The organism is Pantoea sp. GM_Pan_4, assembly GCF_026541005.1.
In the GTDB taxonomy this organism is placed as follows: Bacteria; Pseudomonadota; Gammaproteobacteria; order Enterobacterales; family Enterobacteriaceae; genus Pantoea; species Pantoea dispersa.
This window is the reverse complement of the sequence record NZ_JALNUZ010000001.1, coordinates 933,195-951,120: the sequence shown is the minus strand read 5'-3', so window position 1 is coordinate 951,120 and position 17,926 is coordinate 933,195. Positions and strand designations below refer to the sequence as shown.

At 61.9% G+C, this 17,926-nt stretch carries 17 protein-coding genes; 9 read left to right on the top strand and 8 right to left on the bottom strand.

All coding sequences use genetic code 11. The features are described 5' to 3' along the window. Window positions 1-32: 32 nt before the first annotated feature. From OXR61_RS04625 to hutH (OXR61_RS04615), 3 genes are all read right to left on the bottom strand, one after another. Complete coding sequence (locus OXR61_RS04625) at window positions 33-1,190, bottom strand: M20 aminoacylase family protein (RefSeq protein WP_021508439.1); 1,158 nt, start codon at window positions 1,188-1,190, stop codon at window positions 33-35. A 280-nt stretch (window positions 1,191-1,470) separates the two neighbouring features. Beyond that, the gene (hutU, locus tag OXR61_RS04620; RefSeq protein ID WP_021508438.1) at window positions 1,471-3,156 is read right to left on the bottom strand and encodes a urocanate hydratase; all 1,686 of its coding nucleotides are present in this window, start codon (window positions 3,154-3,156) and stop codon (window positions 1,471-1,473) included. 10 nt (window positions 3,157-3,166) lie between these two features. Continuing rightward, on the bottom strand, window positions 3,167-4,720 hold the full coding sequence (hutH, locus tag OXR61_RS04615) for a histidine ammonia-lyase (RefSeq protein WP_021508437.1): 1,554 nt from the start codon (window positions 4,718-4,720) through the stop codon (window positions 3,167-3,169). Between the two features lie 319 nt (window positions 4,721-5,039). On the opposite strand from hutH (OXR61_RS04615), the gene hutC reads away from it, so the two are divergent. Next, window positions 5,040-5,795 carry a histidine utilization repressor gene (hutC, locus tag OXR61_RS04610; RefSeq protein WP_021508436.1) on the top strand — a complete coding sequence of 252 codons (756 nt, stop codon included), beginning with the start codon at window positions 5,040-5,042 and terminating at the stop codon, window positions 5,793-5,795. Here the strand turns inward: hutC and OXR61_RS04605 are convergent. Both OXR61_RS04605 and OXR61_RS04600 read right to left on the bottom strand, forming a co-directional pair. After that, the gene (locus OXR61_RS04605; protein WP_021508435.1) at window positions 5,779-6,318 is read right to left on the bottom strand and encodes a HutD family protein; all 540 of its coding nucleotides are present in this window, start codon (window positions 6,316-6,318) and stop codon (window positions 5,779-5,781) included. The genes hutC and OXR61_RS04605 overlap by 17 nt on opposite strands. Next, entirely contained in the window at window positions 6,315-7,670 is a 1,356-nt protein-coding gene (locus tag OXR61_RS04600) for a formimidoylglutamate deiminase (protein WP_021508434.1), read from the bottom strand. Before OXR61_RS04600 ends, OXR61_RS04605 begins: the two co-directional genes overlap by 4 nt. Before the next feature lie 84 nt (window positions 7,671-7,754). On the opposite strand from OXR61_RS04600, the gene hutI reads away from it, so the two are divergent. The 7 genes from hutI to hutH (OXR61_RS04565) all read left to right on the top strand — a co-directional run bounded on the left by hutI (window position 7,755) and on the right by hutH (OXR61_RS04565) (window position 14,712). Next, window positions 7,755-8,969: an imidazolonepropionase gene (gene hutI, locus OXR61_RS04595; RefSeq protein WP_021508433.1), complete on the top strand. Its 1,215-nt coding sequence runs from the start codon at window positions 7,755-7,757 to the stop codon at window positions 8,967-8,969. Beyond that, window positions 8,966-9,757, top strand: a complete 792-nt coding sequence (gene hutG, locus OXR61_RS04590) for an N-formylglutamate deformylase (RefSeq protein ID WP_021508432.1) — start codon at window positions 8,966-8,968, stop codon at window positions 9,755-9,757. The genes hutI and hutG overlap by 4 nt, the downstream gene beginning before the upstream one ends. A gap of 348 nt (window positions 9,758-10,105) precedes the next feature. Further along, entirely contained in the window at window positions 10,106-10,957 is an 852-nt protein-coding gene (locus OXR61_RS04585) for a transporter substrate-binding domain-containing protein (RefSeq protein ID WP_021508431.1), read from the top strand. A 12-nt stretch (window positions 10,958-10,969) separates the two neighbouring features. Then, window positions 10,970-11,689 carry an ABC transporter permease subunit gene (locus tag OXR61_RS04580; RefSeq protein WP_031279871.1) on the top strand — a complete coding sequence of 240 codons (720 nt, stop codon included), beginning with the start codon at window positions 10,970-10,972 and terminating at the stop codon, window positions 11,687-11,689. Between the two features lie 11 nt (window positions 11,690-11,700). Beyond that, window positions 11,701-12,429: an ABC transporter permease subunit gene (locus OXR61_RS04575; protein ID WP_021508429.1), complete on the top strand. Its 729-nt coding sequence runs from the start codon at window positions 11,701-11,703 to the stop codon at window positions 12,427-12,429. A gap of 1 nt (window position 12,430) precedes the next feature. Beyond that, window positions 12,431-13,231, top strand: a complete 801-nt coding sequence (locus tag OXR61_RS04570; protein ID WP_021508428.1) for an ATP-binding cassette domain-containing protein — start codon at window positions 12,431-12,433, stop codon at window positions 13,229-13,231. Next, a complete protein-coding gene (gene hutH, locus OXR61_RS04565) occupies window positions 13,228-14,712 on the top strand; it encodes a histidine ammonia-lyase (protein ID WP_021508427.1) in 1,485 nt (494 codons plus the stop codon). Before OXR61_RS04570 ends, hutH (OXR61_RS04565) begins: the two co-directional genes overlap by 4 nt. 33 nt (window positions 14,713-14,745) lie before the next feature. Here the strand turns inward: hutH (OXR61_RS04565) and OXR61_RS04560 are convergent, their stop codons facing one another. After that, window positions 14,746-15,375 carry a flavin reductase family protein gene (locus OXR61_RS04560; protein WP_021508426.1) on the bottom strand — a complete coding sequence of 210 codons (630 nt, stop codon included), beginning with the start codon at window positions 15,373-15,375 and terminating at the stop codon, window positions 14,746-14,748. A gap of 179 nt (window positions 15,376-15,554) precedes the next feature. Between OXR61_RS04560 and rlmF the strand changes: the two genes are divergently transcribed. Then, window positions 15,555-16,481, top strand: coding sequence for a 23S rRNA (adenine(1618)-N(6))-methyltransferase RlmF (gene rlmF / locus OXR61_RS04555; protein WP_021508425.1), 927 nt, complete (start codon window positions 15,555-15,557; stop codon window positions 16,479-16,481). A gap of 66 nt (window positions 16,482-16,547) precedes the next feature. Here the strand turns inward: rlmF and glnQ are convergent, their stop codons facing one another. Together glnQ and glnP are read right to left on the bottom strand one after the other, a co-directional pair. Beyond that, window positions 16,548-17,270 (bottom strand): glutamine ABC transporter ATP-binding protein GlnQ, encoded by a 723-nt coding sequence (gene glnQ, locus OXR61_RS04550; protein WP_021508424.1) that lies wholly within the window; start codon window positions 17,268-17,270, stop codon window positions 16,548-16,550. Continuing rightward, window positions 17,267-17,926, bottom strand: coding sequence for a glutamine ABC transporter permease GlnP (glnP, locus tag OXR61_RS04545; protein ID WP_021508423.1), 660 nt, complete (start codon window positions 17,924-17,926; stop codon window positions 17,267-17,269). Before glnP ends, glnQ begins: the two co-directional genes overlap by 4 nt.

Below are 17,926 nucleotides of genomic sequence, written 5' to 3'. Positions count from 1 at the left end.
GCGCAGCTGAAATGGCTTGCTGAGCAGCGCCATCAGCGTTTAATCAGTACGCTCTCCACCAGCTGCTGCCAGAACGTAATACCAATCGGCAGCAGCGCATCGTTGAAATCATAGTTGGCATTGTGCAGCGGGGCTGAAGGCGTGGCACCGTCAGCGCCGAGCCAGAAATAGGCGCCGGGACAGGCTTCCAGCATGCAGGCGAAATCTTCAGACGCCATCGACGGGTTAACCTGCCAGTGCACCTGCTGTTCACCCAGCAGCTGGCATGCCACGTCACGCACCTGCTCCGCCGGGGCGACATGGTTGGCGGTAACCGGATAGCCGGGATACCAGTGAATCTCGCCGCTGACGCCAAACGGGCGCGGCAGCGTGGTGACAAAATCTTCAATCAGACCGCGCACGCGATTGCGCACGTCGGTCTGCAGACATCGCACCGTACCGCGCAGCGTGATCTGCTCCGGAATGACGTTAATGGCCTCGCCACCGTGAATCTGGGTGACGCTGACCACCGCCGACGCCAGCGGTGACAGGCGGCGCGACGGGATGGTTTGCAGCGCCAGAATCAGCTCGGCGGCGACCACCATCGGGTCGGCACCACTTTCCGGCATCGCCGCATGGCAGCTTTTGCCGTGCAGCGTAATCTCAAACGAATCCAGCGATGCCATCATCGCGCCCGGATTTACCGCCAGCGATCCCACCGGCAATCCCGGCCAGTTGTGCATCGCGTACACGGCATCCATCGGGAAGCGCTGAAACAGACCTTCCTCCACCATTTTGCGCGCACCACCAAGATTCTCTTCGGCCGGCTGAAACAGGAAATGTACCGTACCTTTGAAATTGCGCGTGGCGGCCAGCTGACAGGCTGCGGCCAGCAGTATCGCGGTGTGACCATCGTGACCGCAGGCGTGCATCACGCCAGGCCGGCTCGATTTCCACTGCGGCTCGCCTTTTTCGGTGATCGGCAGGGCATCCATATCGGCGCGCAGCCCGATGACCGGACCGGGACCATTTTCCAGCGTGCCGATCACGCCGGTGCCGGCGAGACCGCGAAACACCTGCAGTCCGGCATCGGTCAGCACCTGGGCAACCAGCTCGCTGGTCTGCTGCTCCTGGTAACCCAGTTCAGGGTGTTGATGTAACTGACGACGCCAGGTGAGGGCGTTTTCCAGCAGGACAGCAGGCAGGCTCATAAGGTAAGGCTCCATCAGCAGCGTCAGCTGCGCAATCTCCGACGCGGGAAGTTAAGTGTCCACTGTAGTGGTAAGCGTGGGGGGCGTCTATCGTGGAAAGGAATAATTTGGCTATAGGCTATAGCGGATTGGCATAAGGGGCAGTGGGCAAGGTCGGCATAAATGCCGACCCTACACAATGCACTCTTTTGGAACAATGTTACGGCTTAACAGGCCAACACGACGTTATTGTTTAGCCGGGGTAACATCCCGTAGGGTGCGCATTGATGCGCACCTGGAACTACTTCAGCATCGGCAAATTGAGACCGTGCTGCTCTGCGCAGGTCTGCGCCAGCTCGTAACCCGCATCGGCATGACGCATCACGCCGGTGGCCGGGTCGTTCCACAGCACACGACCAAGGCGCGCATCCGCTTCAGCCGTACCGTCACAGACGATCACCACACCGGAATGCTGCGAGAAGCCCATACCGACGCCGCCGCCGTGGTGCAGGCTCACCCAGGTGGCTCCGCCGGCGGTGTTCAGCAGCGCGTTCAGCAGCGGCCAGTCTGACACCGCATCCGAGCCATCCTTCATCGCCTCGGTTTCACGGTTAGGTGACGCCACCGAGCCGCAGTCGAGGTGGTCACGACCAATCACGATCGGCGCTTTCAGCTCGCCGTTGCGCACCATCTCATTGAATGCCAGCGCGGCTTTATGACGCTCGCCCAGCCCCAGCCAGCAAATACGCGCCGGCAGGCCCTGGAAGGCGATGCGCTCCTGCGCCATATCCAGCCAGCGGTGCAGGTTTTTGTGTTCCGGGAACAGCTCTTTCAGTTTGGCGTCGGTTTTATAGATATCTTCCGCATCGCCCGACAGCGCCACCCAGCGGAACGGGCCTTTACCCTGGCAGAACAGCGGACGAATATACGCCGGCACGAAGCCCGGGAAATCAAAGGCGTTTTTCACCCCTTCATCCAGCGCCACCTGACGAATGTTGTTGCCGTAATCCACGGTCGGCACACCCATGTGGTGGAAGTCGAGCATCGCCTGCACGTGCTGCGCCATGGAAGCGCGTGCCGCTTTCTCTACCGCTTTCGGATTGCTGACGCGCTCGGCTTCCCAGCGTGCCACGTCCCAGCCCACCGGCAGATAGCCATTGATCGGGTCGTGCGCGGAGGTCTGATCGGTCACGATGTCAGGCTTCATGCCGCCCGCTTTCGCGCGCTGCACCAGTTCCGGGACCAGCTCGGCCGCATTGCCCAGCAGGCCCACGGAGATCGCCTGGCCGGCTTCGGTGGCGTCTTTGATCAGCGCCAGCGCCTCATCCAGGCTGTAGGCTTTATGGTCGAGGTAGCGGGTGCGCAGACGGAAATCGATGCGCGATTCCTGGCACTCAATCGCCAGCACGCAGGCACCGGCCAGCACGCCCGCCAGCGGCTGCGCGCCGCCCATGCCGCCCAGACCGGCGGTGAGGATCCAGCGGCCCGTCAGGTCACTGTTGTAGTGCTGGCGACCGGCTTCGGCGAAGGTTTCAAAGGTACCCTGCACGATGCCCTGCGCGCCGATATAGATCCATGAACCGGCGGTCATCTGGCCATACATCATCAGCCCGGCCTTATCCAGTTCGTGGAAGTGATCCCACGTCGCCCAGTGCGGCACCAGGTTGGAGTTGGCCAGCAGTACGCGCGGCGCATCGGCATGGGTGCGGAACACACCGACCGGCTTGCCGGACTGAATCAGCAGCGTCTCTTCCGGCTGCAGCGCACGCAGCGAGCGCAGAATCTGCTCAAAGCACGCCCAGTTGCGCGCGGCTTTGCCGATTCCGCCATACACCACCAGATCCTCCGGGCGTTCGGCCACGTCAGGATCGAGGTTGTTCTGAATCATGCGGTATGCCGCTTCAATCAGCCAGTTGGCGCAGTGCAGTTCATTACCGCGCGGCGCACGGATTTCACGGGCAACAGCCTGAGTCAAAGTTTCGCTCATCATCGGTTCCTTAATTAGCAGTAGAACGCTGGCTTGGCAGCAGCGCAGTAAGGGTTTCAGGCCAGACGTAACTGCTGGCCCACAGGCGCATGGCATCAATGTCCGGCGCCAGTAAACGGTCCTGATCGAGGAAGGCGACCTGCGCACGAATGCGGCTCATCTCCTGTTCGATCGCGGCAGAACTTTGCAGCGGGCGGTGGAAGTCGATGCCCTGCGCCGCCGCCATCGCTTCAATGCCGACCACGGCAGCGGTGTTGAAGCACATCTCGCCCAGGCGGCGTGCCGCGTAGGTGGCCATCGATACGTGATCTTCCTGATTGGCTGAGGTCGGCAGGCTGTCGACGCTGCCCGGGTGCGCCAGCGATTTGTTCTCCGAGGCCAGCGCGGCAGCGGTAACCTGCGCAATCATGAAGCCCGAGTTCACGCCGCCGTCGCGCACCAGGAAGGGCGGCAGGCCGGAGAGACCGGTGTCGAGCAGCAGCGCCAGGCGGCGTTCGGAGATGGCACCGACTTCGGCAATCGCCAGCGCGATGATGTCGGCGGCAAAAGCCACCGGCTCGGCGTGGAAGTTACCGCCGGAGATCACGTCGCCGCTGTCGCTGAAGACCAGCGGGTTGTCAGAAGCGGCGTTGGCTTCAATCTGCAGCACGCGCGCGGCGTGGCTGAGGTTATCGAGACAGGCGCCCATCACCTGCGGTACGCAGCGGATCGAATAGGGATCCTGCACGCGCCCGCAGTTGCTGTGCGAACTGAGAATTTCGCTGCCTTCGAGCAGCGTCGCCACTGCAGCGGCGACGGCAATCTGCCCGTGCTGGCCGCGCGCCTGATGGATGCGTGCATCAAACGGTTTAACCGAGCCTTTAATTGCTTCCAGCGACAGCGCGCCGGCCATCAGCCCGGCAGCAAACAGATTTTCGGCTTCAAACAGCCCACGCAGCGCCAGCGCGGTAGAGACCTGGGTGCCGTTGAGCAACGCCAGACCCTCTTTTGGCCCCAGCACAATCGGCTGCAGGCCGACGCGAGCCAGGCCTTCGCTGGCAGGCACCAGATGGCCGTCAATGCGCACCTGGCCTTCACCGAGCAGCATCAGGGAGAGGTGCGCCAGCGGCGCCAGATCGCCGGACGCGCCAACCGATCCCTTCGCCGGGATGCACGGCATCACGCCGGCGTTGAACAGCGCCAGCAGCGCGTCAATCAGTTCCATGCGGATGCCCGAGTGGCCGCGTGCCAGGCTAATGATTTTGCTGGCGACTACCAGGCGGGTGACGTTGTCCGGCAGCAGATCGCCGAGGCCGACGCTGTGTGACAGCACCAGGTTACGCTGCAGTTCCGCCAGGCGTTCGGCGGGAATCTGCGTTTGTGCCAGCTTGCCGAAGCCGGTGTTGATGCCGTACACCACCTTGCCGGAGGCGACGATGGCGTCGACGGTTTCACGTGCGCGGTCAATATCCGCCCGCGCTTCCTCTGCCAGCTGCAGGGTCACCTTCTCCTGATAAATACGGCGTAAGGTGGCGAGGTCCACTTCACCGGGAACGAGGCGAATTGCCTGAACCGAACCTGACATAGTCTACTCCTGTCTATACAAGTGATCTGCCACGTTGTGGCGGAGCGTAAGTTGCGATGGCATCCGCCAGGGGCGCTATAAGTGTTGTGAGTGAAGCATAAGTGTCTAATCTTGTCTATACAAGTAGCAAGCGCTGTGCCAGATTGATCGTATTCTGTGAAACGTGCCGCAATGCGGGCGCGGCAACCTCCAGCCTGGTACGCTGCACCAAAAGCGGGCGGCAACTGCACCACGTAAGCAGGCTATGCACCATTGGATGTATATACATTTAGGCGGCGAGACAGTAAACTTCACACATCATTCGGAAAAGGAACAGGAAATGGCGGAGCAAACGGCAATCGCACAGCTGGCGGCAGCGATGGGGGATGAACCCGCGCCCATTTACCAGCGCGTTAAGCAGGCAATCGTCAGCCAGATCCGGGAAGGTCACTGGAAAGCCAATCAGCGGGTGCCGTCGGAGAGCGAGCTGGTCAATGAACTGGGCGTCAGCCGCATGACCATCAACCGCGCGCTGCGGGAACTCACCAGCGAAGGGTTTCTGGTGCGTATGCAGGGCGTCGGGACCTTTGTCGCGGAGATGAAGGGCTACACCGCAATGCTGGAAGTGCATAACATCGCCGATGAAATTGCCCAGCGCGGCCACACGCACAGCTGCAAAATTCTCTCGATAGGTCAGATGAAGGCCGATCCGGAACAGGCGGCGGTGCTGGGACTCTCCACCGGCCAGACGCTGTATCATTCGCTGATCGTGCACTATGAAAATGAGCTGCCGGTGCAGCTGGAAGATCGTCTGGTCAATCCGCTGGTCGCGCCTGACTACCTCAGCCAGGATTACCACAGCCTGACGCCGTACACCTATCTGATGCGCGTCGCCCCGCTGACCGCCGGTGAGCATATCGTTGAAGCGGTACTGCCGGATTTGCGCCAGCGTAAGCATCTGGCGCTGGATGAGCACGAGCCGTGCCTGCTTATCCGTCGCCAGACGTGGAGCGACAACAAAATCGTTACCTATGCGCGCCTGCTCTATCCAGGCTCACGCTACAAATTGCTGGGCCGCTTCAGGGGACACGGCTAAGCGCGATAAACAGCAGGCTGGCCTCTGCCGTTTGCGGCACCAGCTGCTGCTGCTCCTGCAGCCACCACATTCCCTGCTGCGCCTGCAGCGTCTCGCCCGCACTGCTGTGCCATGTACCGGCCAGCACATACGCCACGCCATGCAGGCTGCTGACCGTCTGCTGCTCCACGCTTACCGCCGCGCGCCAGGCGTCGCGCCGCGTCATGATGTTAAAGTCCTGACAGCTGCCGCTGACCTGCGCCTCTATCGCCCATTCGCCGGGAAAGGCCCACGGCTGATGGGGCAGCAACGGCTGTTCGGCCTGTTCACAGCGCAGCAGCACGCTATCGCCCTGAAGCAGGGTAATTACCCGATCGACGCCGGGGAAGGGCGAGAACGGCCCGTCGGCGTCGATGGTGGCGATGCTGGCGCGCCACTGGAACTCTGCTGCGCCCGGCGGATAGCTGATAATTTCGCGCGTTTCCCCACCGCCGTTGCGCCAGCGGCTGACCGGCAGCTGCGCGTAGTCAAAGCGCGCGATCATTGCAGTGCCCGCATTGCCCGGGCGAAGCCAGCGGCGGCCGCTTCTTCCGCCGCGTGGTGGCCTTGCTGAATCACCGGCTGTCCGGCAACAAACACGTCTCGAATTTGCTGGCTGCTGCCGGCAAACAGCCAGCGATTGATCAGCGCGGCGGAGCTGACGCTGGCCAGCAGCGCATCCTCCTCCAGCACCAGCCAGTCGGCGCGTTTGCCCACCGCCAGCTCACCGCTGGCAATGCCACAGGCCTGCGCGCCGCCCTGCGCCGCCTGCTGCCACAGCAGATCGCCGACCGAAGGTTGATCGGTTAGCGTGATGCGGTTGCGGCGACGATCGCGCAGCCGCTGGCCATACTCCAGCCAGCGCAGCTCCTCCAGCGCACTGAGCGAAACGTGGCTGTCAGAGCCAATGCCCCAGCGTCCGCCGCGCCCGATGTACTCCACCGCCGGGAAGATGCCGTCGCCGAGATTGGCCTCGGTGGTGGGACACAGACCGGCAATCGCGCCGCTGTCCGCCATGCGCGCGATCTCCTGCTGATCGAGATGGGTGGCGTGAATCAGGCACCAGCGTGCATCAACGGCAAAGCGGTTATACAGCCACGCCACCGGCCGTTCGCCGCTCCATGCCAGACTGTCATTAACCTCTTTTTCCTGCTCGGCAACGTGAATGTGCACCGGCAGATGCGCAGCGCTGGCGGCCAGCACCTCATGCATCTGGGCTTCGCTTACCGCGCGCAGCGAGTGGAAACACAGGCCGTGGTTGATCAGCGGCTGCTGCGCGCTCCACTGCGCGACGCGCTGCTGCTGTTGCAGATAGGCATCGGTGTGCTGAATGAAGCGTCGCTGACCGTCGCTGGCCGGCTGCGCACCGAAGCCGCTGTAGCTGTACAGCACCGGCAGCAGCGTCTGGCCGATACCGGCAGTGCGTGCCGCCTGCATCAGCTGGTGCAGCATCGCATCGTCGGCATAGGGCTGGCCGTGCGGATCGTGATGCAGATAGTGAAATTCCGCCACCTGGCTGTAGCCGCCCTTGAGCATATCAATGTAGAGATGGGTGGCGATGGCACCGACCTGCTCAGGCGACAGGCGCTGCACCATGCGGTACATCAGATCGCGCCACGTCCAGAAGCTGTCCTGCGGATCGCCTGCCACTTCCGCCAGCCCGGCCATGGCGCGCTGGAAGGCATGGGAATGCAGGTTGGCCATCGCCGGAATCACCGGGCCGGCCAGGCGCACGGCGTCACCGGGCGTACTGTCGGCGGTAAGGGCGCGAATAAATCCCTGATCGTCGGTTGCGATCAGCACGTTTTCCTGCCAGCCGTCGGCCAGCCGTGCGCGTGGGGCAAAATAAACTGCCATGGTTGATCCTCAATGGCGGAAAGTTGTATATACATATACATACTTTGAGGCGCAGTGTAAATCGCCAGACAAAAGGGGAGTGGGATGGCAAGTAAACAGATCGACAGCCTGTGGCTGGGGGCCGATGTGGTCACCATGCGTGACGGTCGCTATAACCTGATTGAGGATGGCGCCGTGGCGGTGGATAACGGCGAGCTGGTGTGGGTCGGCCCGCGCAGCGCGTTACCGGACTTTGCCCCGCGCCGGCAGCAGCAGTTTGACGGCGGCATCATTACGCCCGGTCTGGTGGATTGCCACACGCATCTGGTGTTTGGCGGCGATCGCAGCCAGGAGTTCGAACAGCGGCTCAACGGCGTGAGCTACGCGGAGATCGCCGCGCAGGGCGGCGGCATCCTGTCGACGGTGCGCGCCACGCGCGCGGCCAGCCAGCAGCAGCTGGTCGACTCGGCACGCTGGCGGCTCGATCGCCTGCTGGCTGAGGGCGTGACCACGGTGGAGATTAAATCCGGTTACGGGCTGGATGAAGAGAGCGAGCTTACTCTGCTGCGCGCTATCCGCGAGCTGGCGCAGTCGGTGCCTGCCGATGTGCAGGCCACCTGCCTGGCGGCGCACGGCTTCCCGCCAGAGTTCAGGGATAACCCGCAGGGCTGGATCGATATTATCTGCCAGCGCCTGTTGCCGCGGGTGAAAGCGGAGGGGCTGGCGGATGCGGTCGACGCGTTTTGCGAACACCTGGCGCTGTCACCGCAGCAGGTGAGCGCGGTATTTGATGCCGCCACAGCGCTCGGCCTGCCGGTAAAGCTGCACGCTGAACAGTTGTCGGCACTCGGCGGTGCCGCACTGGCGGCGCGCTATGGTGCGCTCTCTGCCGATCACCTCGAATATGCCACTGAACAGGATGCGCGCGCGATGGCGGAGCATGGCACGGTGGCGGTACTGCTGCCCGGAGCGTTCTATCTGCTGCGCGAGACGCAGCGTCCGCCGGTCGAACTGTTCCGCCAGCACGGCGTGCCGATGGCGCTGGCCAGCGATGCCAATCCGGGCACGTCACCGGCGCTGTCGCTGCGGCTGATGCTGAACATGGGCTGTACGCTGTTTGGCCTGACGCCGGAGGAAGCGCTGGCCGGCGTCACGCTGTGGGGCGCGAAGGCGCTTGGCCTGCAGGCCACGCACGGCTCGCTGGAGCCAGGCAAAGTAGCCAATTTTGTCCACTGGCCGCTGGCTCGCCCGGCTGAGCTGGTTTACTGGCTGGGCGGCGAACTGCCGTGCCAGGTTATCTATCGTGGAGAAGCGCAATGACCCCTTTTCATTTCACCGCCGGTAAGCTGCCGCTGCTGGTCAGTATTCCGCATGCCGGTACCCAACTGACGCCGGAGGTTGACGCCGGGCTGAGCGAGGCCGCGCGCGGCCTGCCGGATACCGACTGGCATATTCCGCTGCTGTACGACTTTGTGCGCGACCTCGGTGCCAGCGTGCTGATTGGGCACTACTCGCGCTTCGTGATCGATCTCAACCGTCCGCCGGACAACCAGCCGCTGTACAGCACGGCCACCACCGGGCTCTATCCGGAGACGCTGTTTGATGGCACGCCGACCTTCAAACCCGGCATGACGCCGGACAGCGCGGCGCGCCAGCGCTATCTCGAGACTATCTGGCAACCCTATCATCAGCAGATTCAGCAGGAGCTGGCGCGGTTAAAAGCCGAACATGGCTATGCGCTGCTGTTTGATGCGCACTCCATCGCTTCGGTGATTCCGCGCCTGTTCGACGGCCAGCTGCCGGACCTGAACATCGGCACCAACGATGGCGCCAGCTGTTCGGCGGCCAGCATCGCGGCGATTGAGCAGGTGTGCGCCGCGCAAAGCGACTACAGCTGGGTGGTGAATGGACGCTTCAAAGGCGGCTACATCACGCGCGCTTACGGCCAGCCAGCGCAGGGCGTGCAGGCGGTGCAGCTGGAGCTGGCGCAGCTGAATTACATGGATGAGGCGCCGCCGTTTGCCTGGCAGCAGGATCGCGCCACGCGGTTGCAGCACGTGCTGAAGCCGCTGCTGCAGGCGTTTCTGCAGGCGGGGAAAGCCGTTTAATTGATGCGGGTCGCCATCACGGTGACCCCGTTTCTCATGTGGCGGATGTACAACCGCTGCCTCACTCCCCAATGCTGTGCAACCCCTGCCCTGAAAGTGTGCACGACGCGGTCCGCCTGACGCCGATCCCCTCCGTTTACCGTCTTTGCCGATCTGGCACAGCCCTTGCTAGCTTGTATGTACAAGTAAAGACCGCGCGGCAATGATGACTATTTATTCTGGCTGGCTCACAAAAAGCTTATGCCGACAATGATCTGCCACAAGCTAACTTGTATATACATGAAATGTCATTTGCGCTGTATCAGCCAACAGAGACAGCCAGATTTGTTAACCACCAGGAGAAGACGTATGACACACCGTGCCCCGTTTCGCCGTTTTTGCCTTACCACGCTGTTTGCCAGCCTGATGCTGGCCGGCGTGTCTGCCGAGGCTAAAGAGTGGAAATCCATCACCATCGCCACTGAAGGCAGCTATGAGCCGTGGAACCTGACGCTGCCGGGCGGCAAGCTGGGCGGCTTCGAACCTGAACTGATGGAAGATCTCTGCAAACGCATGAGCATTCAGTGCAAGCTGGTGGTGCAGAACTGGGACGGGATGATTGCCGGACTAAACGCCGGGAAATATGACGTCATCATGGATGCGATTGTGATTACGCCGGACCGGAAAAAAGTGGTCAACTTCACCACGCCGTACGCGTCAACGCCGGCGACCTTCATCACCAGCAAAGATAACCCGCTGCTGCCGGCCGATAAGAACATCATCAAACTGCACGACGACGAGGCTGCCATCAATGCGGCCATCGCCCCGCTGAAGGCGGCGCTCAAGGGCAAAACCATCGGCATTGCCTCCGGCACCGTGTATACGCCGTTTATCGATAAATACTTCAAAGACGTGGCCGACGTGCGCGAATACACCGCTTCGGCGGATGCGATTCTCGATCTGCAGGCGGGCCGCATTGATGCGGTGTTTGATGACGTGACCTTCGCGCAGTCGATGCTGGCGCGTAAAGAGAACAGCAACCTGACGTTCAGCGGCCCGCAGCTGGGCGGTCCGATCTGGGGGGAAGGCGAAGCGATGGGCGTGCGCATGGCTGATAACGACCTGAAGGCCAAACTCGATGCCGCCATTCACGCTGCGCTGGCGGACGGCACGGTGAAAAAGCTGAGCGAGAAGTGGTTTAAAACTGACGTAACGCCGTAAGTGAGGTGAAAGATGATGAGCCTGCTGAGTTTTGGTGCAGATGGCTGGGGGCGCCTGATTCTGAGCGCCGCCGGTACCACGCTGCTGCTGTCGCTGGCGGCGCTGATGATTGGCGCCGTGGTCGGTTCCGGCGTGGCGGCGGCGAAACTCTCGCACCAGCGCTGGTTGCGCTGGCTGGGTGAAAGCTATTCGGTGGTGTTTCGCGGCATCCCGGAACTGCTGGTGATCTACCTGTTCTACTTCGGTGGATCGGGGTTGATCACGCTGGTCGGCCAGCTGTTTGGTGCAGACGGCTTTATTGAAGCGCCGCCGTTCCTGATTGGCGCGCTGGCTATCGGGCTCATCTCCGGATCCTATCAGGGTGAAGTGTATCGCGCTGCGCGCCTGGCGCTGGCCAAGGGTGAAGTCGAAGCAGCGGTAGCCATCGGGATGCCGCGCTGGCGTATCGCCCAGCGTATCCTCGTCCCGCAGATTGTGCGCTACGCGCTGCCGGGGATGTCCAACGTCTGGCAGATGAGCCTGAAAGATTCGGCGCTGGTATCAGTGACCGGCATCGTCGAGCTGATGCGCGCCAGCCAGGTGGCGGCCGGGTCAACGCGCGATTACTTCACCTTTTACCTGATTGGCGGTGGCTGCTATCTGCTGCTGACACTGCTGTCGAACCATGCGTTTCGCCGCGCGGAATCGCGCCTCGGCCGCGCATGGCAAAGTCGCACTGCGGCACAGCACTAAGGAGCAGCAGCATGATCGACTTCGCTTTTCTTGCCGACACTTTTCTTAAGCTGAGCGCGGCGCTGCCGGTGACGCTCGGGCTGTTTATCAGCGCCTTTGTCTGCGGCGGGCTGCTGGCGCTGGGCATTCTGGCGCTGCGCATGAGCCACTGGCGGCTGCTGAGCGGTTTTGCCTGCGGCTATATTCTGGTGTTTCGCGGCTCGCCGCTGCTGATTCAGCTGTTTCTCATCTACTACGGGCTCGGCCAGTTTGGCGTGATTCGCCACAGCTTCGTCTGGCCGTTTCTGCGCGAGCCGTTTATCTGCGCGGTGCTGGCGCTGTCGCTGTGTACCGCCGCTTACACCGCTGAGATCCTGCGCGGTGCGCTGCTGGCGGTGCCGGCAGGTCAGGTCGAAGCCGGGCTGGCCTGCGGCATGTCACGCTGGCTGCTGCTGCGCCGCATCATCGCGCCGATCATGCTGCGCTATGCGCTACCGGCGTACTCCACCGAGGCGATTCTGCTGGTGAAATCCACCTCGCTCGCCAGCCTGGTCACGGTGTGGGATGTTACCGGCGTGGCGCAGCAGATCATCCAGCGCACCTATCGCACCATGGAGGTGTTTGTCTGCGCTGCGGCGATCTACCTGATTCTCAACTTTATTATCGTCCAGCTGTACGCGCTGTTAGAGCGCCGTCTGACCCCGGTGCACCGCGCTGAAAAAAAGCCGCTGCCCGCCGTTAAACCGCTTGCCGGAGAGTAATATGCATTCCACTTCACCAGTCACCTTGTCTGCCACTGATATCCATAAATCCTTTGGCGCTATGGAGGTGCTCAAAGGCATCTCGCTGCAGGCGCATCAGGGCGATGTTATTTCAATTCTCGGTGCCAGCGGCTCGGGCAAAAGTACCTTGCTGCGCTGCATCAATCTGCTGGAGACGCCGGATGCCGGCGTGGTGAGCGTCGGCGGCGAAACCATTGAAATGAAGCGCCACGCGCGCGGTCATCAGCTGGCGGCGAATCCTAAGCAGATTGAACGCCTGCGCTCGCGGCTGGGCATGGTGTTTCAAAGCTTCAATCTGTGGTCGCACATGACGGTGCTGCAGAACGTGATTGAAGGTCCGCACTATGTGCTGAAGCGCGACAAAAAAAGTTGTATCGCCCAGGCAGAGCAGTTGCTGGATCGCGTCGGGCTGCTTAACCGCAAGGATTTTTATCCGGCGCAGCTCTCCGGCGGCCAGCAGCAGCGTGTGGCAATTGCCCGTGCGCTGGCGATGGATCCGGAAGTGATGCTGTTTGATGAGCCAACCTCGGCGCTCGACCCGGAACTGGTCGGCGAGGTGCTCAAAGTGATGCGCAGCCTGGCGGAAGAGGGGCGCACCATGCTGGTGGTGACGCACGAGATGGGCTTCGCGCGCAACGTCTCTAATCGCGTGGTGTTTATGCATCAGGGCAACATTGATTGCGAGGGCACGCCGGAAGCGATGTTTGGCGCCAGCGGTTCATCGCGCTTTAAGCAGTTTATCTCCAGCCATCAGAGCCATCACGCGGAGCAGCCAGTATGACCGTCGTCTGGGGCGATGCGCCGCTGACCTGGCAGGCGCTAGTACAGGTAGCGCGACATAACGCCGAACTGACGCTGAGCGCCGCCGCCTGGCAGCGCATTGCGCGCGGTCGCGAGATCGTCGAACAGATCGTTGCCAGCGGCCAGATTGCCTATGGCATCAACACCGGGCTGGGGGCGCTGTGTAACATCACGCTGCCGGAAGACCAGCTCAGCCAGCTGTCACGCAATACGTTGCTGAGCCACGCCTGCGGCGTCGGTCCGCTGCTGACGCGCGAGCAGACGCGCGCCATTCTGTGTGCGGCCATCGCCAATTACAGCCACGGCAAATCCGGCGTTTCGGTGGCGCTGGTGCAGCATCTGCTGGCGCTGCTCAATCAGCAGATCACGCCGCAGGTGCCGTCGCAGGGTTCGGTCGGTTATCTCACCCACATGGCGCATATCGGGCTGGCGCTGATTGGCGTGGGCGACGTTGAGTACCAGCAACAGGTGATGCCGGCGGAGCAGGCGCTGCGGCTGGCCGGTTTACAGCCGTATCGCCCCGGTGCCAAAGAGGGCCTGAGCCTGGTCAACGGTACGCCGTGCATGACCGGGCTGAGCTGTCTGGCGCTGGACGATGCGGCGCGGCTGCTGGATTGTGCGGATGTCACCGGCGCGATGAGCTTCGAAGCGCTGCGCGGTCAGCTGGCGGCGTTTGATGCCGAGGTGATTGCACTAAAAGCCAGCCCCGGCATGCAGCACAGCGGCCAGCGTCTGCGTGTGCTGCTGAGCGACAGTCCGCTGCTGGCGGCGAGCTGCGGCATACGCACCCAGGATGCGCTCAGCCTGCGTTCGATGCCGCAGGTGCACGGCGCCAGCCGCGATCAGTTCGCTCACGCGGCGCGTCAGGTTGAGATCGAACTGAACGCATGCACCGATAATCCGCTGGTACTGGGCACGCCGGATAACTGGCGCGTGGTGTCGCAGGCCAATCCGCACGGCGAATCGGTTGCCATGGCGGCCGATCTGCTGGCGATTGCCATGGCGGAGATTGGCAGCATTGCCGAGCGCCGGCTGGATCGGCTGGTCAATCCGCTGGTCAGCGGGCTGCCGCCGTTTCTGGTGGCGCAGCCGGGCGTTAACTCCGGCATGATGATCGCGCAATACGTGGCGGCTTCCCTGTGCGCGGAGAATCGTCAGCTGGCGCAGCCGGCGGTGCTGGACAATTACGTCACCTCGGGACTGCAGGAGGATCACCTCAGCCTCGGTACCGGCGCGGCGCTCAAGCTGCTCAGACTGCTGAATAACCTCTGGCAGGTGCTGGCGATTGAGTACCTGCTGGCGGCACAGGCACTGGATTTTCACGGTGAGGCGCAGCTGGCCAGCGGCACGGGACGGGCGCTACGCGCGCTGCGCGCTGAGGTTGCTACCTGGCAGGAGGATCGCTGGCTGGCACCGGAGATAGCCCGGGCGGTGAAGGTGTTACAGACGCTGGCCTGCTAGCGGCGCAATGTGTCGCGCCGCCAGTGTCCTGATTTAACCGCGGCGCGCGTCCGGGCGCACCAGATCAAAACGCTGATCTTCGCTGATCGCGTAATAGGCGGAAGGACCGCCGGCGCGCAGAATCGGCTGCGCTTTGGCGGTCTGGTAGATGCCGTTCTCCAGCAGCGCTTCATCGATATGAATCGCCACCGCTTCGCCCAGTACCAGCCAGCTCTCCAGCTCGCCTCCCTGTGCATCCTGCAGGCGAATCAGCTGCGTCAGGCGACACTCAAAGTTGACCGGGCTTTCTGCCACCATGCTGACGTTAACGTGGGAAGCGGCCAGCGGCGTCAGGCCGGCGAGGGCAAACTCGTCGTGATCGGGCGGTACCGAGGCGGAACTCTCATTCATGGCTTCTGCCAGCGGACGCGTCGCCAGGTTCCAGACAAACTCGCCGGTTTCACTGATATTCTGCACGCTGTCTTTCCAGCCGCTGCTGGCAAAACCAATGATTGGCGGATGGTAGTTAAAACAGTTAAAGAAACTATAGGGCGCCAGATTGCGCTGGCCGCTGGCGCTTTGCGAGCTGACCCAGCCAATCGGGCGCGGGCCGACGATGGCATTGAGCGGATCGTGAGGCAGACCGTGTCCACTGCGTGGCTGATAAGTGTAACGTTGACGCATTTGCGCTCCTGATTCGTCCTGGATACTGCGTGTTCCGGCGGCGCTGGCGGCTGGACGCAGTATTGCGGATGCAGTTTTAGGGAGAATAGATTTAAATTCGTTGCACTAAATTTTCCTGGCGGATTGTGCGCTGCCGTCATCCAGCGTATCTTACGCGCGCATTAATGTCCGGAGAATCTATGAACAAGCCTGCCGCTACCGCGCTCTTTCATCCGCGTAACCGCCATCAGGGCCGTTATGATTTTGCTGCCCTGACTGCCGCGCATCCGCCGCTGGCGGACAAAGTGCGCCCCAATGGTTACGGTGAGCTGTCGGTCGATTTCGCCGATCCGCACGCGGTGCTGCTGCTGAATCAGGCGCTGCTGAAACTGTTTTATAACCTGAACTGGCAGCTGCCGGAAGGCTATCTGACGCCGCCGGTACCAGGCCGCGCTGACTATATCCATGCGCTGGCGGATCTGCTGGCCAGCGATAACGGTGGCGTGCTGCCGCGCGATCTCGACGTGATGGATATTGGCTGCGGTGCCAACTGCATCTATCCGCTGATCGGTCACGCGGAGTATGGCTGGCGCTTTACCGGCACCGACATCAGCGCGGACGCCGTTAACGCCGCCAGTCAGATTGTGGCCAGCAATCCCGGCCTGCAGCGCGCCATTCGCCTGCGCCGTCAGAAGCAGGAGAGCGCGATTTTTGCTGGCGTGGTGCACAAGAATGAACGTTATCACGCGGTACTGTGTAATCCACCGTTCCACGCCTCGGCGGCCGATGCGGCGGCCGGCAGCCAGCGTAAAGTGCGCAATCTCGGCCTGAGCAGGCAGGCGCCGCTCAACTTCGGCGGTCAGCATAACGAGCTGTGGTGCGACGGCGGTGAGCGAGCGTTTATCGGCCGGATGATCGATGAAAGCGTCGCGTTAGGCGATCGCATCGTCTGGTTTACCTCGCTAGTGTCGCGCAAAGAGCATCTGCCCGAGCTGCGCGATCGGCTGAAGGCGCAGGATGCTTATCAGGTACGCATCGTCGACATGGCGCAGGGCCAGAAGCAGAGCCGCTTTATCGCCTGGACATTTTTACCGCCCGCCACGCGCGCGCAGCGGCTGGCACGCTAAGCGCTGCTCAGGTAAAAAAAAAGCCGCTACGGGGATCCGCAGCGGCTTTGTTGTTTTTATGCTGTCTTAAGAGACGTGCTGCAGGAACTCACGCAGACGGTCGCTCGGCGGATTAGTGATCAGATCGTCCGGATTGCCATCTTCCGCGATGGTACCTTTATCGATAAAGATCAGGCGCGACGCCACTTTCTGTGCGAAGCCCACTTCATGGGTCACGATCACCATGGTCATGCCTTCTTCCGCCAGATCCTGCATCACTTTCAGCACTTCGTGACGCAGCTCGGGATCGAGTGCCGAGGTAGGCTCATCGAATAGCATCATCTTCGGCTTCACCGCCAGCGCACGGGCAATCGCCACGCGCTGCTGCTGGCCGCCGGACAGCTCAGAAGGGAAGTGGTGCGCACGCTCGGCGAGGCCGACCTTGCCCAGCAGCTCACGCGCCAGTTTGTGTGCGGCGTCTTTCTTCGCCCCGCGCACGCGGATCGGACCAAAGGCCACGTTGTCCAGCGCGCTCATCTGCGGGAACAGATGGAACTGCTGGAACACCATACCGGCTTCCTGACGGATCAGGCGTTCATCCACTTTCGGATCGTTAACCTTCATGCCATCGACAATCAGTTCGCCGCTGCTGATCTCTTCCAGCTTGTTGATGCAGCGCAGCAGGGTAGATTTACCGGAGCCGGACGGCCCGATGATCACCACCACTTCACCCTGATTAATTTTCAGGTTGATGTCGTGCAGTACCTGAGTCTGGCCGAAGTTTTTCGAGACGTTTTTAAATTCAATCACAGGATTTTCACCCTTTTCTCAATACGGCGCAGCACAAAGCTCAACACCAGCGTAATAACCAGGTAAATGATGGCAACGGCGCTCCAGATCTCCAGCGCGCGGAAGTTACCGGCGATGATCTCCTGGCCCTGACGGGTCAGTTCCGCCACGCCAATCACGATGAACAGCGAGGTGTCTTTGATGCTGACGATCCACTGGTTACCCAGCGGCGGCAGCATGCGGCGCAGCGCCAGCGGCATGATTACGTAGCGCAGCGTTTCGCGGCGCGACAGGCCAAGCGCCAGGCCGGCTTCACGGAAACCTTTGTTAATCGACAGCACCGCACCGCGGGTAATCTCCGCAATGTAGGCACCGGAGTTGATCATGATGGTCACGACGGCGGCGGTGAACGGGTCGATGCGCAGGTCCGGGAAGGCCATCGGCAGGGCGAAGTAGATGAACATCACCTGCACCACGATCGGCGTGCCGCGAATCAGTTCAATGAACACTAACGCGATGTTGTTGGTGATCCAGCCGCCGTAGGCGCGGGCGAAACCGGCTACGAGGCCGATAACCAGGCCGCCAATCAGGCCGAGGATCGAGATAAGCAGGGTCATTTTGGCGCCTTCGATCAGGATCGGTAAGGCGGGCCAGATGACGCTCCAGTCAAACTCCAT